The sequence below is a fragment of the Paenibacillus suaedae genome (assembly GCF_032337355.1).
Classification (GTDB): domain Bacteria; phylum Bacillota; class Bacilli; order Paenibacillales; family Paenibacillaceae; genus Paenibacillus_B; species Paenibacillus_B suaedae.
Map to the genome: position 1 here is coordinate 356,675 of NZ_JAVYAA010000001.1, position 17,395 is coordinate 374,069.

The following is a 17,395-nucleotide window of genomic DNA, read 5'->3' on the forward strand; positions in this document are numbered from 1 at the left end:
ATGGTTGATTCAATCATACTGGGATGCTCCTTTACGATTAGAAGGGTCACATTTTCCCTCTACGAGGGCCATGGAATAAGATGCCCATTGATATTCTTGCACACCATAGTGACACGGCGGTAAACAGTAGCGCCCACACGATGGATGGTATATAGGTAACATGACTAAGATTGGCAGCATCTCCTGCTCCATTAGGCATTTTCATTGACAAGTAGACAAGGTATGCGGAACTTATGACCGATTCCACGAGACAAATGAACGCAATTAGTAAATAGTAGCCGCTCCGAAGCCACGGAGGTGCGAACTTCCAGATGAGGCATGTCAGTATGACGAAGCCAGCACACCACATCATGCCGTACCCATTGCGGACAAATAGAATTAAGCTGATGAGCGCTAAGGACGCGATAGCGATCAGTCCAGCGGCTTCTTGCTTGCGAGCATGCAAATAGAACAGCAATACAGCAAATAACGAAGCGCCGATGTATCCAGCAAGAGAGATCGGAATGGCCTTCCACGTCGACGTATAGGCAGAATAAGTAACGCCGCTCTGATTACTGAATAAATGAATGTACATCACTTTGCCTGAGAGTACAAGGGTCATAAGGGCATGAGACAGCTCGTGAATTAACGTGTCCACATTGCGGAAGAAGCTCGAGAACGGGATGAACCGCGTCAAGCAAGCGGTAGCTACAATAAATAAGATAACTTTTGTCCAAGATCGTATGTCAATCACTACTCCCTGAATCTGCAATCGATCCAATGATATTCTTATCTTGATTCCCTCTCATGATATTCGACGCTAATTTGTGTATTCCTTGAACCGGAGGGTGTAAATTTCACAAAGATAACTTGTCACGCTTGTCATGCTAGTCTGCATAATCGTCCAAGTTCCTACATAGACATGTTATCAGTGATGAGGAGTACACCGAATCGAAGAATATTGATGTCAGAGGGGATGATCTCATGCGTCGGATCACATGGGTGTTGGCCATCGTGATGAGCGTAGCAATCCTAGTAGCTGGATGCGGCAAAAAGGATGCGACCGCGGTGGTTCAAGATCTGGACAAGGTAATGAGTAAATTGGAAAGCTACGCAGGCATCGGCACGATGACGCTGCACTCGGGTCAGCAGCCGCTTGAATACCGGGTTGAGGTATGGTATCAGAACCCGTCGTACTACCGGATTGAGCTGAAGAATGAGAAGAAGGATATTACGCAAATTGTGCTTCGCAACAAGGAAGGCGTCTTCGTCCTGACACCAAGCTTGAATAAAATCTTCCGCTTCCAGAGTGATTGGCCAGAGAACCAAGGCCAAGTGTACTTGTATCAAACGTTAGTACGCAGCATCCTGTCTGACAATGCTCGCCAGTTCACAGCAGATGGTGAAGACTATGTATTTGAAGTGGCGGCTAATTATCAGACTGACTCTTTGGTTCGTCAGAAAATATGGTTGAACAAGGATAGCTATGCACCGAAGCAAGTACAAGTGAGTGATTCAGATTCCAAGGTCATTGTGGAAATGAAGTTCAATCAATTCGACTTCGGCAAGAAGTTCGAGCAGGATTCCTTCGATATGCAGCGCAATATGACGAGCATGAAGAACGCCGCGCTTCCAAACACGACTGTCGAGGTAAATAAGCTTCCAACAGGCGAAACGAAGGAAACGAATGCTCAAGTTGACAATTCGGAGCATCCAGACAGCACCGAGCCATCATCGGGTACGACAGAAGGAACAGGTTCGGAGACAACAGGCTCTGATGCTGGAGCAAATGATCGCAGCAATGATGAGGCTGAGCTTGGGCCATTTGGAATTATTGAGCCATCCTACTTGCCAGAGGGGGTAGCGAAGAAGGATGAGCCAGCAATTCCAGACAGCAAGGAGCATGCTGTAGTGATTCGATATACAGGAACGTATAACTTCACCCTTATGGAATCCCGTCCGAAAGATATGGAGACAGGGCTGCCGATTGGGGAAGGCTTGAATCTTGGCTTTACGGTCGGACAGTTGTCGGGCGAGGAGCAAAAGGCGCTCACCTGGATGTATGATGGTGTCAAATATCGCATCGTCAGCTCAGATCTCCCGACCGCTGAGATGGTGAAGATTGCACAATCATTAGTCGACCAGCCAGGAAAATAAGATAGAGTATCTAACTTACGCGGTCCGTATTCATGTACATGAAATTCGGGCCGCGTTTATGCGTATCTCAAGAGAGGAAACGGGAGATTCTGACTAGCTATGTGGTTATTTCCTTAGAAAAGGGTGGTAAACACGGTCTCCGTTGGTTGACAGTCTTCCTGACGGCAAGTAACATAGGATATTGACGATTGAACGGGAGAGACGAGGAGACGGTGAAGGTGGTTGACTTGGATACGTATTTTCGCCCGACGCGCGCAGAGATTTCTTTAGATGCATTGCGCCGGAACTTGCAAGCATTTCGCAGCTCAATGTCAGCTTCGACGAAGCTAAGTGTATGTGTAAAGGCGAATGCATATGGACATGGTGCGATAGAAGTGTCTCGCGCCGCAGAACAATTTGGTGTTGATTATTTGAATGTAGCGTTCTTGGAGGAAGCGATCCAGCTTCGCAAGGCAGGCATCCATACGCCAATATTGATACTTGGATATACGCCGCCAGAAGCAATAGAAGCGGCATTTCGATATGATATAACATTGAATATATTTTCAGAAGAATGTGTGCAGGCCTTAGAGCAGCAGGCTTCTCAATGGTCTGCCAATCACGCCGGTCGCATATTGAAGGTTCATGTCAAGATTGATTCGGGTATGGGACGCCTTGGGATTCGCAGTCCAGAGGATGCGGTGCGTACGATTAACCGGTTAAGATCGATTCAAGGAGTCGAGGTAGAGGGGCTGTTCACTCACTTCGCGACAGCTGATGAGGCGGATAAGTCGTATGCGCAAGTGCAGCGTGATCGTTTCCTAACGGTTGTTGATGTCCTGAAGGAACACGGGATTACGATCCCGATCGTCCATACCAGCAACAGTGCGGCCACGATCGACATGCCGAGTTGGAGCGATCAAATGGTGCGTGTTGGTATCAGTCTGTATGGACTGTATCCATCCGCTGAAGTCAATCAGCAGAGCATTGCACTAGAGCCAGTTCTTAGCTTAAAGAGTGCGGTTAGCCACAGCAAGCCGCTTCCTGCAAATGAGGGCGTTAGCTATGGGGTCAATTACCATACAGGAGATGGTGAATGGATAGCTACGATGCCGGTAGGCTACGCAGACGGCTATTCACGCTTGCTGCAGCGTAAAGCCTCGATGCTCATTCGAGGGCAACGTGTACCGGTAGTAGGGACTATTTGTATGGATCAGTGCATGCTGTCTTTGCTGCCATTAGGCGAGGCTGCCAGCACTATTGGACCAGGTGAGGAAGTTGTGCTCATTGGCCGTCAAGGCGAGGAATGCATAACGGCAGCCGAGGTAGCAGAATGGTTAGGCACGATACATTATGAGGTCACATGCATGATCGCGAATCGTGTACCGCGCGTATATATCGACAACGGGCAAGTCGTGAAGGTGTCGAATCCGCTCCTTCTGGGATAAATACTGCAGGTTGCAGTGCCGCGCATCTGATGATTCGGCATATGGAACCATTTACCGCGAAACTTTTTGCGGAACTTGAAGGATTTTGGTGTCCCAAGGGCGAATGAAATGGAGAGGCTCAGTGGGGATGTTGTTGAGACGAACTTGTTGGTGATGCAACATACTTCGTCTGCATTGGGCATATATATTCTTTTGTATAAATTTTCTACGGAATCGACATAATGGTAACTAGGCAGGAAAGGTTTTGGGGGTGCGAGGACAGGTGGCAAATATTCAGAACACCAAACGGATCATGATCAGCTTGCCCGACCAATTATTACAAGAAGTGGACGGCATCGTCGCTATGGAGAAATCCAATCGGAGTGAATTTATCCGACAAGCGATGAAATTATATTTGAACGAGCGCAAGAAACGGCACATTCGTGAATCGATGCAGCGTGGCTATATGGAAATGGCTAAAATCAATCTCACAATGGCATCGGAGGCTTTTTATGCGGAAGAAGATGCGGATGGCACTCTCGGCCGTTTGGTTAGCGGGGTGTAAACATTGATTGTGAAGCGCGGCGACGTATTTTTTGCGGATTTATCGCCCGTCGTTGGTTCGGAACAGGGAGGGGTTCGACCTGTCCTCGTCATACAGAACGATATTGGCAACCGATTCAGTCCAACGGTGATCGTTGCGGCGATTACAGCCCAGATCCAGAAGGCGAAATTGCCGACCCATGTCGAAATCGATGCGGAAACCCACGGCTTTGATCGTGATTCGGTCATATTGCTGGAACAGATTCGTACGATCGATAAGCAGCGTTTGACGGATAAGATAACGCACTTGGATGAGGAAACGATGCGCAAGGTTGATGAAGGCTTGCAAATTAGTGTGGGCTTGATCGACTTCTAGATACGATATTGAGAATGAGAAGAACGGGGATTGCCTCGTTCTTTTTTGCTATGAGCAGAAATAGGAATACAGCTATATCCCTCTGTGAATCGGATCATAACGATTTGTGACCTTTGCGCTGGAAAATAAGGCTCAATTTTGCGAAAATAGAGAGAGCATAATGATCAGGCATCAATCTAAGAAACCGTAAATGTCGGACAAGTGCCGGCGATACCTAATATCTCGAATTCTTCGATGAGGGTTCGGGTTGCAGAGAGGATGTAACGAATGGCAGGACAAGAATCCGTTATCGATATGACAGCATTGGAACCCTTGCTAGAACAGATGGCTGCGGAACAGCCAAAACGACTGCGCAAGCAGCTTATAAGCGAATTATCACTGAATCCGAAGCAGGTAGATGCAACTATCAGCTTATTGGATGAGGGCAATACGATTCCATTTATCGCGCGATATCGTAAGGAAATGACTGGAGAGCTGGATGAGAACCAGTTGCGCGCACTCGAAGAGCGGCTTGCTTATGTACGCGGGCTGGAGGATCGCAAGCGTGAGGTGCTTCGTCTGATTGCGGAGCAGGGCAAGCTGACAGCGGATCTGCAGCAAGCAGTTGTAGAAGCTTCGAAGCTGCAAGAGGTAGAGGATTTGTACCGTCCCTATCGCCAGAAGAGGAAAACGCGGGCAAGCGTGGCGAAGGAGCGGGGGCTTGAGCCGCTGGCGAACTGGATCCTGACGTTCCCGAAGCAAGGCAGCGCGCTAGCGGAAGCTGCTTCATACGTAAATGAAGAAGTGGGCGTTGCAACCGCTGAGGATGCGGTGCAGGGTGCGCTTGATATTATAGCGGAGATGGTGGGCGACGAGCCTGCTATACGAGCCTGGGTTCGTAAGTTTACATTTGATCAAGGCATAATTCGTACCGAAGCGAAGGACAAAGAGCAGGAATCGGTATACGAGATGTACTATGCGTACACGGAACCGGTTCGCAGGCTGCCTTCTCACCGGATATTGGCGATTAACCGCGGTGAGCGTGAAGACATCCTGAAAGTTGCGTTAGATGTGCCTGTAGAACAGGTACATGCTTATATGGAGCGGAAAGTGATTCAACGCGACTCTGTCGTCACTTCCTTATTGAAGGCGACGATTGAAGATGCATATAAGCGATTAATTGCACCGTCGATTGAGCGGGATGTACGCAATGAGCTAACTGACAAGGCTGAGGAGCAAGCAATCCAAGTATTCGCACAGAACTTGCGAAGTCTTCTATTACAGCCGCCAGTAAAGGGGAAGACCGTATTAGGTGTCGACCCCGCTTTCCGGACAGGCTGCAAGCTGTGCGTGGTCGATGATACAGGCAAGCTGCTGGAGGTAGCAGTAACGTATCCAACAGCCCCTCACCATAAGGTGGCAGAGGCTGAGCAGACGTTCAGCAGACTCGCAGACAAGTATGGGGTTGAGTTGGTCGTAATCGGCAACGGAACCGCTTCTCGCGAGACCGAGCAATTTGTTGCAGATTGGTTGAAGTCCCGTCCAGGCGGTGGAGCTGGCATCCAATATGTAATCGTCAATGAGGCTGGCGCTAGTGTCTATTCGGCTTCTAAGCTAGCCCAAGAGGAGTTTCCTTCTCTGGATGTTGCAGAGCGCAGTGCAGTATCGATTGCTCGTCGGATGCAAGATCCATTAGCGGAGTTGGTTAAAATTGAACCTAAGGCTATTGGAGTTGGCCAGTATCAGCATGATGTGGCTCCTAAGCGGCTGGAGGAGAGCTTGGGCGCCGTTGTGGAATCGGCAGTTAACCATGTTGGTGTAGATTTGAACACGGCTTCTCCGTCCTTGCTGTCTTATGTATCAGGCATCAATGCAACCTTGGCTAAGAACATCGTGAAGTACAGGGAAGAGAACGGGAAATTTACGGTTCGCAAACAGCTGCAGAAGGTGCCGCGTCTGGGGCCGAAGGCATTTGAGCAATGTGTAGGATTTCTCCGTATTCCAGATGGAGATCTTCCTCTTGATAAGACGCCGATTCACCCAGAGTCGTATGGAGTTGTTGATCGGCTGTTCGCGCTCATGGGACTTCGTACGGAGGATATTGGGACAGCTGCGTTAACACAGGCACTTAGCGGGGCGAATATAAATGAGCTGGCTGAGAAGTTAGAGGTAGGTACACCTACACTGAAGGATATTATCGACAGCTTGCTGCGTCCGGGTCGCGACCCGCGCGAGGAGTTGGCGCCGCCTATTTTCCGTACAGATGTCCTCCAAATCGAGGACTTGAAACCTGGTATGGAGCTGAAGGGAACGGTTCGCAACGTAATTGACTTCGGTGCATTTGTTGATATCGGCATTAAGAATGACGGCCTCGTGCATATTTCTCAGCTTAGCGACCGTTTTGTGAAGCATCCGCTTGATGTTGTCTCTGTTGGTGATAATGTAACGGTATGGGTACTGCAAGTGGATATGAAGAAGGGCCGGGTCGGTCTTACCATGAAGGCTCCGAAGTAAAGAGGGATAAAGCGATAGAACGAAAGCATTAAAACCGTATATGTAATACATGCAATCGTAAAATATGAAACATGACGGTAGCATATTGCAGCATGACGAAAGTCCCCCGATGAGGAAGTCGGACGGTCTCACACCTTGTTAGGAGACGCCGTTCGTTCAATCGGGGGTTTTTGCCTATATGCGATGATGATCTACGGCCTGACTTTCTGCTTGTGCATGTTGCGCAGCGTACGGAGCCATTTACGTATGCGCACGCGGCTTCGAACGGTAAAAAAACCAACACTCATTTAATAGCTTAATTTGACGGCGATCCTTCTTATTGAAGGCGCGCATTAGCTGATTGCATAACCATTGCGGCATGAGTATCCCTCCTTCGGCGGGGACGAGAGAATCGTCGTTGTAACGCTATCATATGGGCGTTGGCCGCATTTGGTGCAGGTCCGCAATCGTCTCTGCAGGTATCTTTGCAAGCATTTCTGCAAGTATCTCTGCAAGTATCTCAAAGGAATTTATGCTTCATTCTTGTTGTTGTAGGGAACAACCTTTCCCGCTACAATGTAGGCATACCCTGAAAGCAACTTATCTCGAACAGGATTAGAAATAGCAGACTGAGACGATGAGGCAAAAGGGGGATGAAGATGTCAGATGAACAGCTGCAAGCATGGATCGAACATGTTTCGCTCCGTGATTTCGGGAAGTCTTTTCGGCATAAGGCACGTTATAATTCGCGGCTGAAGTCAACAGGAGGACGCTACTTGCTGCGCTCGCATGATATTGAAATCAATCCGAAGCAGCTGGAGCAGAATGGCCTGGAAGAAGTCGAACGTATTATTAAGCATGAGCTCTGTCATTACCATCTGCACTTGGAAGGGAAAGGGTACAAGCATCGGGATGCAGACTTCAGACAGCTGCTGCAAGCAGTTGGAGGGGCTAGATATTGCAAATCGCTGCCGGATGCTGCCCGCACCCGTCAAATGCCTTATCGATACCGCTTGGTATGTGTACAATGCGGACAAGCATATATGCGCAAACGCAAGGTGGATGTTCGTAAGTATGTATGTGGTCGTTGTCACGGAAAATTGAAGATGCTGCTAATGACCGAGCAGGTGGAGAACTAATGAACTGCCGTACGTACAGCAATAATGTTCATCATACAGCATTACTCGTACTCGTTGTGAACCAATTAAACGATAGCTGAGGGAGGTCTTGTCATGCCGAAATGTGAGGGAAAGGTTATTGCAATTACAGGTCCACGCAAAGCTGAGGAGATGTCATTGCTTGTTGCGAAGCAGGGAGGAATACCGCTTGTAAGGCCAACTCAAGGGACGATGTTCGAGCATTTTGACCATCTGGCTGCAGAAGTGGACAAGGTAATAGACAAACCTGTGCAGTGGGCTGTCTGGACGACAGGAATCGGGCTTGAGAAGCTGCTGGAGGCGGCGCGTGAAGCGGGGAGAGAAGAGGCACTGCTCGTGAAGCTGAAGCAGATACGGCATGCAGCACGAGGCTACAAAACCGTTAATGCATTGAAGCGGCTTGGCATCGTCCCGGATATTCGAGATGATGACGGCTCAACGCTTGGTCTGATAAGGGCTATGGCTTCTTATGATGCTGAACAATGGCGCGGCTCATTAGTAGCGCTGCAATTGCATGGGGATCCAGCCCCAACCCTGAACGCATTTCTTGCTGATGCAGGTGCGCAATCTATAGAGCTGATGCCTTACCGGCATACTCCGCCCGATGAAGCCGTACTGGAGCAGTTCACTTCAGAGCTGTTGTCGGGACAGATAGATGCAGTTGCCGTAACGGCTGCTCCACAGCTTCGGTTCCTATTTGCCTATGCGAAGGAAAGAGGGATGGCGGATAAGCTGCTCCAGATCTTCCAAGAGCGAACACTGCTTGCGGCGGTGGGCAAAGTTACAGCTGCAGCGGCGATAGATGAAGGGATAGAGCGGATGTTAGTTCCAGATGAGGAGCGAATGGGGGCGTTAATCGTTGCCTTGTCACGCTGGTTTGAAGCGAACTGATTGACTGCTTGTATGCTATTGTACATTTATTTTTTGAAAAGTGTTGACACTCTATCGGATTCATGATAAATTAGTACTTGTCATTCCCTGATAGCTCAGTTGGTAGAGCACTCGACTGTTAATCGAGTTGTCACAGGTTCGAGTCCTGTTCGGGGAGCCATTTATGGAGAGGTACCCAAGAGGCCGAAGGGGGCGCTTTGCTAAAGCGTTAGGGTGTAACAGCCGCGAGGGTTCGAATCCCTCTCTCTCCGCCACAATGGTACAGATAAGATCCCGCAAGGGATTTTTTTGTTATATACATATTGCAAATTGCATCATCGCCGAAATGGATAAAGCAAGGGTAACTGTGAGAGATCGCGGTTATTCCTTGCTTTTTTTCATACACTATGAAGGCATTCTGTGTGAACAGATGATGGTCATTCTGTTTCGCCAATTGTTCAGTGCGTTTAATGAGTGTAATGGTGGGTTTCAAATACCGGCTTGAAGTAGCAGCGGAGTACACCATATACGGATTGTTATCCGTGGGGGGTGAGGTAATGGGAAGTAAACGTGATAAGCAGAAGCAAGCATGGAACGAGAAAAAGATAACCAAAGCAGATTCGAGCAAGGATAAGGATACAGTACCGTACGATACTGATGAGATCATAGATGAGGCAGAACTCATTTTGCAGGGTTCTGTTGATGAAGTGAAGTATGCGCTCCGCTATTGGCATCCTTATGATTTAGCGGTCGTATATCGGCATGTGAATTTGTCGCAGCGCTCTCGGCTGCTTGAGGTGCTGGAAGTAGGTCAGCTAACGGAGATGATCCGTGAGTTGAATCCGGATCTTCAATTGGAATCGTTCCAGATGCTTGGCCGCAATCGTGCGGCAGAAGTATTGAACCGGATGGACAATGACGACTTGGCTGATATGATGGCAGCGGTTAGTGTGGAAGAGAAGGAGTTCTTGCTTTCGCTCATGGAGCGGGAGGAGAGCGACACAGTACGCCGCCTAATGACTTATGAACCGGAGACCGCGGGCGGATTGATGACAAACCGCTATGTCTGGTTCTATGAGCGTTACACCGTGCGGGAAGCAGTTGAGAAGGTGAAGGCGTTCGCTGAGATGACGAAGAACGTCCACTATCTGTATGTAGTCAATGAACAGAAGCGGCTGGTCGGTACGTTGACTTACCGTGAATTGGTGCTGGCTCCGGAGACGGATACCATCCAATCGCTTATGAATGAGAAGGTCATTTCCGTCACCGTCGATACGGATCAGGAGGAAGTGGCACGCCTATTTGAACAATACGATTTCTTGTCCATGCCTGTTGTTGATCCAGATGACAAGCTTCTAGGGATCGTAACCGTTGATGATGTCATTGACGTCTTGCGGGAAGAAGCGCATGAGGACATTAATAAGTTGTCGGCAACGGACAAGACGATTGACTTTCGAACGAACCCTTTCATAGCCGCCCGCAGACGTTTGCCATGGTTGATTATGCTTCTGTTCCTTGGGCTTGTGTCGGGAAGCATTATTAGTAGGTTTGAGGGGACGCTGCAGCAGGTTGTTGCGCTGACCTTCTTCATGCCCATGATTGCAGGGATGACAGGAAACACAGGCACGCAGTCACTTGCTGTAGTAATACGAGGACTTGCGTCAGAGCATTTAGACAAGGGAACAGTTACGAGGCTCCTGTGGCGAGAATTGTTCGTAGGTCTGATCATCGGTACGGTGTGCGGCACCGCGGTTGCCCTTGTAGCGGGGATATGGCAGGGAAGCTTAGCGCTGGGGCTCGTAGTGGGCTGCTCTCTATTCCTGACGGTTATCATCGGTACAATGGCGGGTACAGCAATTCCTATCTTGCTGTATAAGCTTAACGCCGACCCAGCTGTAGCATCAGGGCCACTTATTACAACATTGAATGATATCTTCTCGCTGACGGTTTACTTCGGTACAGCCACCTTGTTCCTGTCGTATTTAATTTGAGGCTGCGGGCATATTATAAGAGCAATTAACCATGCCAAAATTGGTGCAGAGAATAGCTGTCGGACAAGGCAAAAACGGTTCATAAATATGGTAAAAAAGTTTTTTTAAAAAAAGGCTTGTCAACGGTCGTATCGTTTGATATACTCTTAATTGTCGCCGAGAGGTGATGAGAAAAAAGTAAGAAACGACAACGATATGGCCCGTTGGTCAAGGGGTTAAGACACCTCCCTTTCACGGAGGTAACAGGGGTTCGAATCCCCTACGGGTCACCACTTCAATCCTTGTTGGAGTGACATGGCGAACAGCAATGTTCTTGCACCATGAGCCATTAGCTCAGTTGGTAGAGCACCTGACTTTTAATCAGGGTGTCGAAGGTTCGAGTCCTTCATGGCTCACCAGTTTTATTCCTCGGTTGAGATGTCAATAGACATCCTTCCCAAAATACGTGCGGTAGTGGTGGAATGGCAGACACGCTATCTTGAGGGGGTAGTGGGCGTACGCCCGTGGAGGTTCGAGTCCTCTCTACCGCACCAAATCAACTAATGACAACTCCTTGCGCAGCAAGGAGTTTTTTAGTGCTTTCAATCATGTTCGGTGACGTCATCATGTGCGATTATATTTTTGTTTGGGGACAACTTGGGAACGAAAATTACAGAGGAAGATTTGGAGTCTGATTGGTTTAAATCGCAAAGTATTGAAGATCAAGAATATGAAAAGAAGTTTTTATATTTTGAAACTGTCATGTTGTGCGGACTAAACTATTATAATGCGTTTATAAGTGAATAAATCTATGTCATGAAAGAGCCGTTGAGAATCTAGAATCTCACGGCTCTTATTTATGTTGGGGCAACGATAGACGATCTGATCCTTGAAAATGCCAAGGTTGATAGAATAGTAAGCTAACTGGTTGTGACGAGGAAGGATGGACGTACTATTAGTAATGAGAGTGTAAATCTATTTGTTTTGGATATAAGCCAAGTCATATTGAGAGAAACTTAAATACTATGGAATATGATACGAATAAATAGAGTAACTCTCTTGAAAAATGATAAGCTGATGGCGGTTCGAAAAAGGAGTTTGTTTATGGATAATCATTATCGTTTTCTAAACGGTCATCCATTTTCATCATGGCTTGCAAAGGCATCTGGGATCATTGTGCCTTTGTTCCCTAAAGGAGAAACAGGTGCTACAGGAGCGACTGGAGCGACTGGATCAAAAGGTCAGAACGGCGCCACAGGGAGCATAGGCTCTACCGGAGTCACAGGGCTAACGGGAACTACTGGTTTAACAGGTGCTACGGGTGCAACGGGTGTGATGGGAGCTACAGGAACGACAGGTATAATCGGATCGACAGGTGTAACTGGCGTAACGGGATCGACAGGTGTAACGGGTTCTACGGGGATTACTGGCTCTACCGGAGCCACCGGGGCAACTGGAGCAACGGGGACGAGTACTACCGCGACATCCTCGTATGCTGCCAATACTACCGGCGCATCGATCGCGGTCGTCTTGCTAGGTACACTCGTTCCACTCCCAAGCGCCCAGAACATTGGATCTGGAATAAGCGTGAATGGCTCGAACGATACTTTTACCGTATCTACGGCGGGAAGATATTACATCTCGTATCAGCTCAACTTAACCGCAGGTTTGTTGCTGGGCTCAAGACTGCTTATCAACGGTGCTGCGAACATAGCCTCTACGATAACACCTGTTCTCACGTTATCTACCTTTAACAATGACGTCATTCTAACATTGGCTGCGAACACGACAATATCGCTTCAATTGTTCGGACTTCTAGGAACAGCTACGCTTATTAACAATGCTGCTGGTGCGGCTCTAACCATCATTCACTTAGTCTAGAAATGAAACTAGAAATGGAGCGGTAATCGGTATGCAATCTGACTACAAAAAGAGCTGTTGAGGACGGGATCTCACGGCTCTTTTTGCGTTATTCCTGTGATGAGTCTTCGCACCACTGAAATCTATTCTTGTCCTTATCCGTAATACGACGAATTACGCAACCAGGGATTTCTATATCGGCCCGCTAGACGTCTTTACGGGCTATTCCCGATATGCCGGCTTGCCTAGCAGCTTATCTAACGTCACCATCTCAATGCCTTGTCGATTTAGCTCCTCAATGATGTGAGGGAGCGCCTTGACGGTACCGTTTAAGTCATGATCTTTACCGCCGGCAGCATGCTGGAGCACGATAGCACCAGGAGTCAGGTGAGACATAATGTTGGCTTCGATTTGCTCTGCGGTGAGCCCTTTCCAATCTAGGGAATCAACATTCCAGTTCACGATCAGCATGTGTTGTGAGGCAAGCCATTTAATTTGCTCTTCACTTATATTGCCGTAAGGCGGTCGAATGAAGTTGATCGTACGTCCCGTAGCAGCTCGCAGAATATTCTGTGTGCGAAGAATCTCATTATGGAAGGCCTCATTAGAGAGCTTCGGCAGATTCGCATGATCATAGGAATGATTGCCGACGATATGGCCTTCCTCTAGGATGCGCTTCATGATATCTGGATATTTCTCCGCTCGATTGCCGACAACGAAGAATGTTGCCTTAACCCCATAGTTACGCAACACATCAAGAACCTGCGGGGTAAAGTGGTTGTCGGGACCATCATCGAATGTCAGGGCAACCCTCCGTTGGTCAGACGGGCCCTGCATAATGAAGTGGGAGCGGTATTTCCTGCGCAGTTCAGATAAGGTGAGCGGCTTAGGGCTCCGTACATCGCTCTCATTGCCGCCGACGAAGGAAGGAGCTTCCTTCGTCGCGACACGTGCTTGCCGTTGTTGAATCGAATATCCTTCATGCGATTTTTGGGCGGAAGGGGACTGAGGGGACGTGCTTGTCGTGCTGCAACCCGATGCATATATGCTTAGCATGGTACATAATCCGAGCAGAATTAGTCGTGTAATCATTGGCGGAACCTCCTGAACCGATGCTCATCAAATTAAGTATTGTACATAGGGTTCGAAGGAAGGTCGTAAATTATCCATCCGACACGGATTTTATTCGTATAGCGCATCCCTTAATTTGGTAGACATCTGGCTGTGACCACCATTTTGTTTCCTTGCGGAACTCAGTGCTTTGCGCAGGCGCTCATTCTCTGCTTGAAGTTCCTTAATTTCTTCAACCATCTCTTTGATCAAAGGTGAGCAGTCCTTGTTATGGGCTTCAATAAGTGCTGCAGCTCTATGCTGCAAATCCTGCCATTGCTGTTCATTCATCATCATATGACTCCTATTCCATAGCGTACATTTCCTATCTACTCATTATAAGGCAAAAAGAAAGAGCCGTCACATGACGGCTCTGCGGGATGGCGCTTATTTGTTCTTCCACATTTGCTCGACTTGCTTCATATCCAGGATGTGCATGCGATCCATTGCATAACTTCCTGTCATCGCAATCCCTTCAGAGGCAGACTCATAATTGATATATAAGGAATCATCAGCAACAGTTATTTCTTCAGCCATTGGAGGTCCGTCAAGCTTCAGCTTAAGCTCAGCGTTATCCAAGAACCATAGCGGAACTTCCTTGTTGCTAATCGTTACCTTCTGGTGAGGCGCTTGCCCACGAGGATCGGTGAAGAACAGCATCGTGCTATTGCTGTTACGACCATAGGAATCGCTCAATACCCAGTGGCCATTCCAGAACGATACGCCTTGAATTCGATTCGGAATCGAGAGGAGCTGCTCAGGTACCAGCTTGTCGCCGGAATTTTTCAGTTGCATAGGCAATCCTGTATTCGGATTTACCGAGAATCCCTCAATCCAAGCACGATATTGGTCGCCATCACGGTTGGTCATATGATGGGAGGTATCTGTTGGATAGCTTGTGCCGTGCGCAAATTCGCCAACCCATAGTTTTCCGTTCTCGAAGGCAATGAAGGATGCGTTCGTATTGACCTTGAATTGTCCGTCGAAAATAAGCTGTCCGCCATCTTCCGTCTGCTTCATCTTATCGATGGATACATATCTGGCCTTGCTGCCGGAAGCAACGAACACATAACCATTTGTGATGGCAACGCCACCGGCGTGACCCGTATATGGATCTCCTACAGCATCATACAGCTCGAAGGACTTCAGCAGCTGACCAGTTTTGGCATCCATAATCGCGATGACGCTGACGCCGACGTCACGGTAGCCTGACATAACAAGCCATCCCTGTTCTGCGGAGTAGGCAAGACCCTGCGGGATAACAAGCTCGTGCAGACCAGGAATAATAGGTCCATCCTGTGCAATGTTGAGCAGCGGCTTGAACTCGTTCTTGTCAATGCGAAGCTTCGGATTCACCTCTTGTTGCGTCAGTTTGCCAGCAGCCACTGCCGCAGCCGCACTTGGAGTTGTGTTGGATACTTGTGTGACTGGTGCAGCAGCCTGACTCAAGCCTGCCGGCTCTTCCTCACCATTGGCACAGGCAACGGCAGATGACAAGAGAATAGAGGAGAGCAGCACTGCTTGAACACTTTTTCGGCAACGTGAAGAAGTAGACTGAGAATTCATTACATAGCCTCCTTAAGATAGATGAGATGGTGCATTATAAGAGAAGCTGCATGCAGTTGTCTTATTATTTAAATGTTGAATTCGCGAGTGCTGAGACGATATGCTTTTGTGCAAAAGCAAACACAATGACAATCGGCAGAATAACCATCACACTTGCAGCGCTAAGCAAATGGAAGGTAAGTGCTTCGTCGCCTGCTACTGCATCTCGCATCATCGCAACCGCAACTGTCAGCACACGCATGCTGTCCGAATTCGTCATAATAAGCGGCCAGAAGTACGAGTTCCAGCTGCCGATAAAGGTGAGCACGATCAGTGTCGCAATCGTCGGCATCGCCATCGGAACGAGAATGCGATACAGCTGATGGAACCGGCCAGCACCGTCGACTCGAGCAGCCTCCAGCACATCATTGTTAAGCGACTTGAAAGCTTGACGAAGCAGGAAGATGCCGTAAGCAGACGCACCATGCGGAACGATCAATGCCAAGAAAGTGTTGAGCCAGCCAATCTTGGACATCATCACATATACAGGAACGAAGGTTACTTGTTCTGGAACGATCAACGCAGCAAGCACGAGAACGAACCATTTATCGCGTCCCCAGAAATTTCCCTTCGCGAAGGCGAAGGCAGCCCAGATGGCAACATTAATCTGCAGAATCATAATCCCAAGCGTTTGCACGGCAGTATTGAAGAAATAACGGCCGAACGGTGAAGCCTGGAATGCATCAATATAGTTCTGGAAGCGGAACGATTCTGGCCAGAAGGATGGAATCGCGAGCCGCAGCTCGAACGGTGTTTTTAAAGAAGTGACAACGAGCCAATAGGTTGGAAAGAACATCACTAATGTAATGAGGATGGCTGCTGCCAACCGGATGGATGAAAATAAGGATTTTGACATCCGCTAAGCCTACCCTTCGTAATGAACTCTTTTTTTCGAAATCCACAGCTGGATTACGGTTAAGGCGATAATAATGATGAAGAAAATAACGACCAGTGCAGATGCGCGGCCTGTCCGGAACTCGGAGAAGGCCATCTGATAGATCCAGAATACCATCGCCTTCGTTGCATTCAGCGGTCCGCCGTTCGTCATAATATTGATCGACTGGAATACTTGCATCGATCCGATGAAGTTCGTGATAACAAGGAACAACGTCATTGGAGACAGCAATGGGATCGTAATATTGCAGAATTGGTTCCAGCGAGAAGCGCCATCGATGCTAGAAGCCTCATAGTATTCAACTGGGATGCTGCGCAAGCCGGCAATGAACAGCAGCATTGCGAAGCCGACGCCTTTCCATAGGGATACTGTAATAAGAGCGCCGAGCGCCGTGTTCGGATTCGTCATCCAGTTGATCTTATCGAATCCTGCCAAGTCCAATAGGTAGTTGGCAAGGCCGTATTCACCGTTAAATATCCACAAGAAGATCATGGCTGCGACGACCATAGAGATGTAGTATGGCATGAAGATGATCGAACGCAAGAAATTATAAAACTTGGATTTAGAGTTGAACAAAAGTGCGAGTAGAAGCCCAATAACAATCGTAAAGAACACGTCGAAAATCGTGTATTTGAACGTAATCGTAAGTACCTTCCAGAAGTCTTCACTGGATAACAGCTTCGTATAGTTATCCGCCCCGATAAATTTCATCACTGGCCGCGACATATTCCAGTTCGTTGTACTAATGAAGATCGAGAATACCAGTGGAACATACGTAAAAATAAGCAGGAACAACAGTGCCGGCAGCGCGAAGCTGAAATCCTTCAACTTCTCGGAGAAGCGGTACCATGACCAAGGCCGCTTGTACTTCACAGCTTCTGCCGGCGTATCATTCGAAATTCCGGAATTACCATTCATCTGTTTAATCGCCCTCTCCTTTAGAACAATGATAAAGAAAGGTCAAGCCAAAGCCGCATGCCCTGTTCCCGTGTGGT

At 48.2% G+C, this 17,395-nt stretch carries 16 protein-coding genes and 5 tRNA genes; 14 read left to right on the plus strand and 7 right to left on the minus strand.

Annotated elements, in window-relative coordinates; all coding sequences use genetic code 11:
* Positions 1-46: 46 nt before the first annotated feature.
* Positions 47-733 (minus strand): M50 family metallopeptidase, encoded by a 687-nt coding sequence (locus RQP50_RS01565; RefSeq protein WP_315742716.1) that lies wholly within the window; start codon positions 731-733, stop codon positions 47-49.
* Between the two features lie 230 nt (positions 734-963).
* Between RQP50_RS01565 and RQP50_RS01570 the strand changes: the two genes are divergently transcribed.
* From RQP50_RS01570 to RQP50_RS01590, 5 genes are all read left to right on the plus strand, one after another.
* Positions 964-2,136, plus strand: a complete 1,173-nt coding sequence (locus RQP50_RS01570; RefSeq protein WP_072727382.1) for a LolA family protein — start codon at positions 964-966, stop codon at positions 2,134-2,136.
* Between the two features lie 188 nt (positions 2,137-2,324).
* Entirely contained in the window at positions 2,325-3,563 is a 1,239-nt protein-coding gene (gene alr / locus RQP50_RS01575) for an alanine racemase (protein WP_315742717.1), read from the plus strand.
* Positions 3,564-3,825: 262 nt separating this feature from the next.
* Positions 3,826-4,107, plus strand: coding sequence for a CopG family ribbon-helix-helix protein (locus RQP50_RS01580; RefSeq protein ID WP_019422582.1), 282 nt, complete (start codon positions 3,826-3,828; stop codon positions 4,105-4,107).
* Between the two features lie 3 nt (positions 4,108-4,110).
* Entirely contained in the window at positions 4,111-4,461 is a 351-nt protein-coding gene (locus RQP50_RS01585) for a type II toxin-antitoxin system PemK/MazF family toxin (RefSeq protein ID WP_019422581.1), read from the plus strand.
* A 294-nt stretch (positions 4,462-4,755) separates the two neighbouring features.
* The gene (locus tag RQP50_RS01590; RefSeq protein WP_394358358.1) at positions 4,756-6,954 is read left to right on the plus strand and encodes a Tex family protein; all 2,199 of its coding nucleotides are present in this window, start codon (positions 4,756-4,758) and stop codon (positions 6,952-6,954) included.
* 240 nt (positions 6,955-7,194) lie between these two features.
* Here RQP50_RS01590 and cmpA read toward each other — a convergent pair whose 3' ends face one another.
* A complete protein-coding gene (gene cmpA, locus RQP50_RS01595) occupies positions 7,195-7,314 on the minus strand; it encodes a cortex morphogenetic protein CmpA (protein WP_021254410.1) in 120 nt (39 codons plus the stop codon).
* Positions 7,315-7,592: 278 nt separating this feature from the next.
* On the opposite strand from cmpA, the gene RQP50_RS01600 reads away from it, so the two are divergent.
* The 9 genes from RQP50_RS01600 to RQP50_RS01640 all read left to right on the plus strand — a co-directional run bounded on the left by RQP50_RS01600 (position 7,593) and on the right by RQP50_RS01640 (position 12,811).
* Positions 7,593-8,072 (plus strand): SprT family protein, encoded by a 480-nt coding sequence (locus RQP50_RS01600; protein WP_072727380.1) that lies wholly within the window; start codon positions 7,593-7,595, stop codon positions 8,070-8,072.
* Between the two features lie 93 nt (positions 8,073-8,165).
* Positions 8,166-8,981: a uroporphyrinogen-III synthase gene (locus RQP50_RS01605; RefSeq protein ID WP_072727379.1), complete on the plus strand. Its 816-nt coding sequence runs from the start codon at positions 8,166-8,168 to the stop codon at positions 8,979-8,981.
* An 84-nt stretch (positions 8,982-9,065) separates the two neighbouring features.
* Positions 9,066-9,141 (plus strand) — tRNA-Asn (locus RQP50_RS01610).
* 5 nt (positions 9,142-9,146) lie between these two features.
* Positions 9,147-9,235, plus strand: a tRNA-Ser gene (locus RQP50_RS01615).
* Between the two features lie 282 nt (positions 9,236-9,517).
* Positions 9,518-10,951, plus strand: coding sequence for a magnesium transporter (gene mgtE / locus RQP50_RS01620; RefSeq protein WP_315742727.1), 1,434 nt, complete (start codon positions 9,518-9,520; stop codon positions 10,949-10,951).
* A gap of 197 nt (positions 10,952-11,148) precedes the next feature.
* Positions 11,149-11,223: transfer RNA gene (locus RQP50_RS01625), tRNA-Glu, on the plus strand.
* A 50-nt stretch (positions 11,224-11,273) separates the two neighbouring features.
* Positions 11,274-11,349: transfer RNA gene (locus RQP50_RS01630), tRNA-Lys, on the plus strand.
* Between the two features lie 49 nt (positions 11,350-11,398).
* Positions 11,399-11,484, plus strand: a tRNA-Leu gene (locus RQP50_RS01635).
* Positions 11,485-12,034: 550 nt separating this feature from the next.
* On the plus strand, positions 12,035-12,811 hold the full coding sequence (locus RQP50_RS01640; RefSeq protein WP_315742729.1) for a BclA C-terminal domain-containing protein: 777 nt from the start codon (positions 12,035-12,037) through the stop codon (positions 12,809-12,811).
* Positions 12,812-13,012: 201 nt separating this feature from the next.
* On the opposite strand, the gene RQP50_RS01645 is transcribed toward RQP50_RS01640, so the two are convergent.
* From RQP50_RS01645 to RQP50_RS01665, 5 genes are all read right to left on the minus strand, one after another.
* Positions 13,013-13,882: a polysaccharide deacetylase family protein gene (locus RQP50_RS01645; RefSeq protein ID WP_315742731.1), complete on the minus strand. Its 870-nt coding sequence runs from the start codon at positions 13,880-13,882 to the stop codon at positions 13,013-13,015.
* A 90-nt stretch (positions 13,883-13,972) separates the two neighbouring features.
* On the minus strand, positions 13,973-14,191 hold the full coding sequence (locus RQP50_RS01650; protein WP_021256403.1) for a hypothetical protein: 219 nt from the start codon (positions 14,189-14,191) through the stop codon (positions 13,973-13,975).
* 96 nt (positions 14,192-14,287) lie between these two features.
* Positions 14,288-15,466 (minus strand): YncE family protein, encoded by a 1,179-nt coding sequence (locus tag RQP50_RS01655; protein ID WP_142543842.1) that lies wholly within the window; start codon positions 15,464-15,466, stop codon positions 14,288-14,290.
* Between the two features lie 64 nt (positions 15,467-15,530).
* Positions 15,531-16,361 carry a carbohydrate ABC transporter permease gene (locus RQP50_RS01660; protein ID WP_028531680.1) on the minus strand — a complete coding sequence of 277 codons (831 nt, stop codon included), beginning with the start codon at positions 16,359-16,361 and terminating at the stop codon, positions 15,531-15,533.
* A gap of 9 nt (positions 16,362-16,370) precedes the next feature.
* Complete coding sequence (locus RQP50_RS01665; RefSeq protein ID WP_021256400.1) at positions 16,371-17,318, minus strand: carbohydrate ABC transporter permease; 948 nt, start codon at positions 17,316-17,318, stop codon at positions 16,371-16,373.
* Positions 17,319-17,395: the final 77 nt, after the last annotated feature.

What these genes read in the sequence shown, in the direction of transcription:
- RQP50_RS01600 (WP_072727380.1), top strand. Translation starts at nt 7,593, where the DNA reads ATGTCAGATGAACAGCTGCAAGCATGGATCGAACATGTTTCGCTCCGT.
- RQP50_RS01660 (WP_028531680.1), bottom strand. Translation starts at nt 16,361, where the DNA reads ATGTCAAAATCCTTATTTTCATCCATCCGGTTGGCAGCAGCCATCCTC.
- RQP50_RS01650 (WP_021256403.1), bottom strand. Translation starts at nt 14,191, where the DNA reads ATGAATGAACAGCAATGGCAGGATTTGCAGCATAGAGCTGCAGCACTT.
- RQP50_RS01645 (WP_315742731.1), bottom strand. Translation starts at nt 13,882, where the DNA reads ATGATTACACGACTAATTCTGCTCGGATTATGTACCATGCTAAGCATA.
- RQP50_RS01605 (WP_072727379.1), top strand. Translation starts at nt 8,166, where the DNA reads ATGCCGAAATGTGAGGGAAAGGTTATTGCAATTACAGGTCCACGCAAA.
- RQP50_RS01570 (WP_072727382.1), top strand. Translation starts at nt 964, where the DNA reads ATGCGTCGGATCACATGGGTGTTGGCCATCGTGATGAGCGTAGCAATC.
- cmpA (WP_021254410.1), bottom strand. Translation starts at nt 7,314, where the DNA reads ATGCCGCAATGGTTATGCAATCAGCTAATGCGCGCCTTCAATAAGAAG.
- RQP50_RS01640 (WP_315742729.1), top strand. Translation starts at nt 12,035, where the DNA reads ATGGATAATCATTATCGTTTTCTAAACGGTCATCCATTTTCATCATGG.
- RQP50_RS01590 (WP_394358358.1), top strand. Translation starts at nt 4,756, where the DNA reads ATGACAGCATTGGAACCCTTGCTAGAACAGATGGCTGCGGAACAGCCA.
- RQP50_RS01655 (WP_142543842.1), bottom strand. Translation starts at nt 15,466, where the DNA reads ATGAATTCTCAGTCTACTTCTTCACGTTGCCGAAAAAGTGTTCAAGCA.
- mgtE (WP_315742727.1), top strand. Translation starts at nt 9,518, where the DNA reads ATGGGAAGTAAACGTGATAAGCAGAAGCAAGCATGGAACGAGAAAAAG.
- RQP50_RS01665 (WP_021256400.1), bottom strand. Translation starts at nt 17,318, where the DNA reads ATGAATGGTAATTCCGGAATTTCGAATGATACGCCGGCAGAAGCTGTG.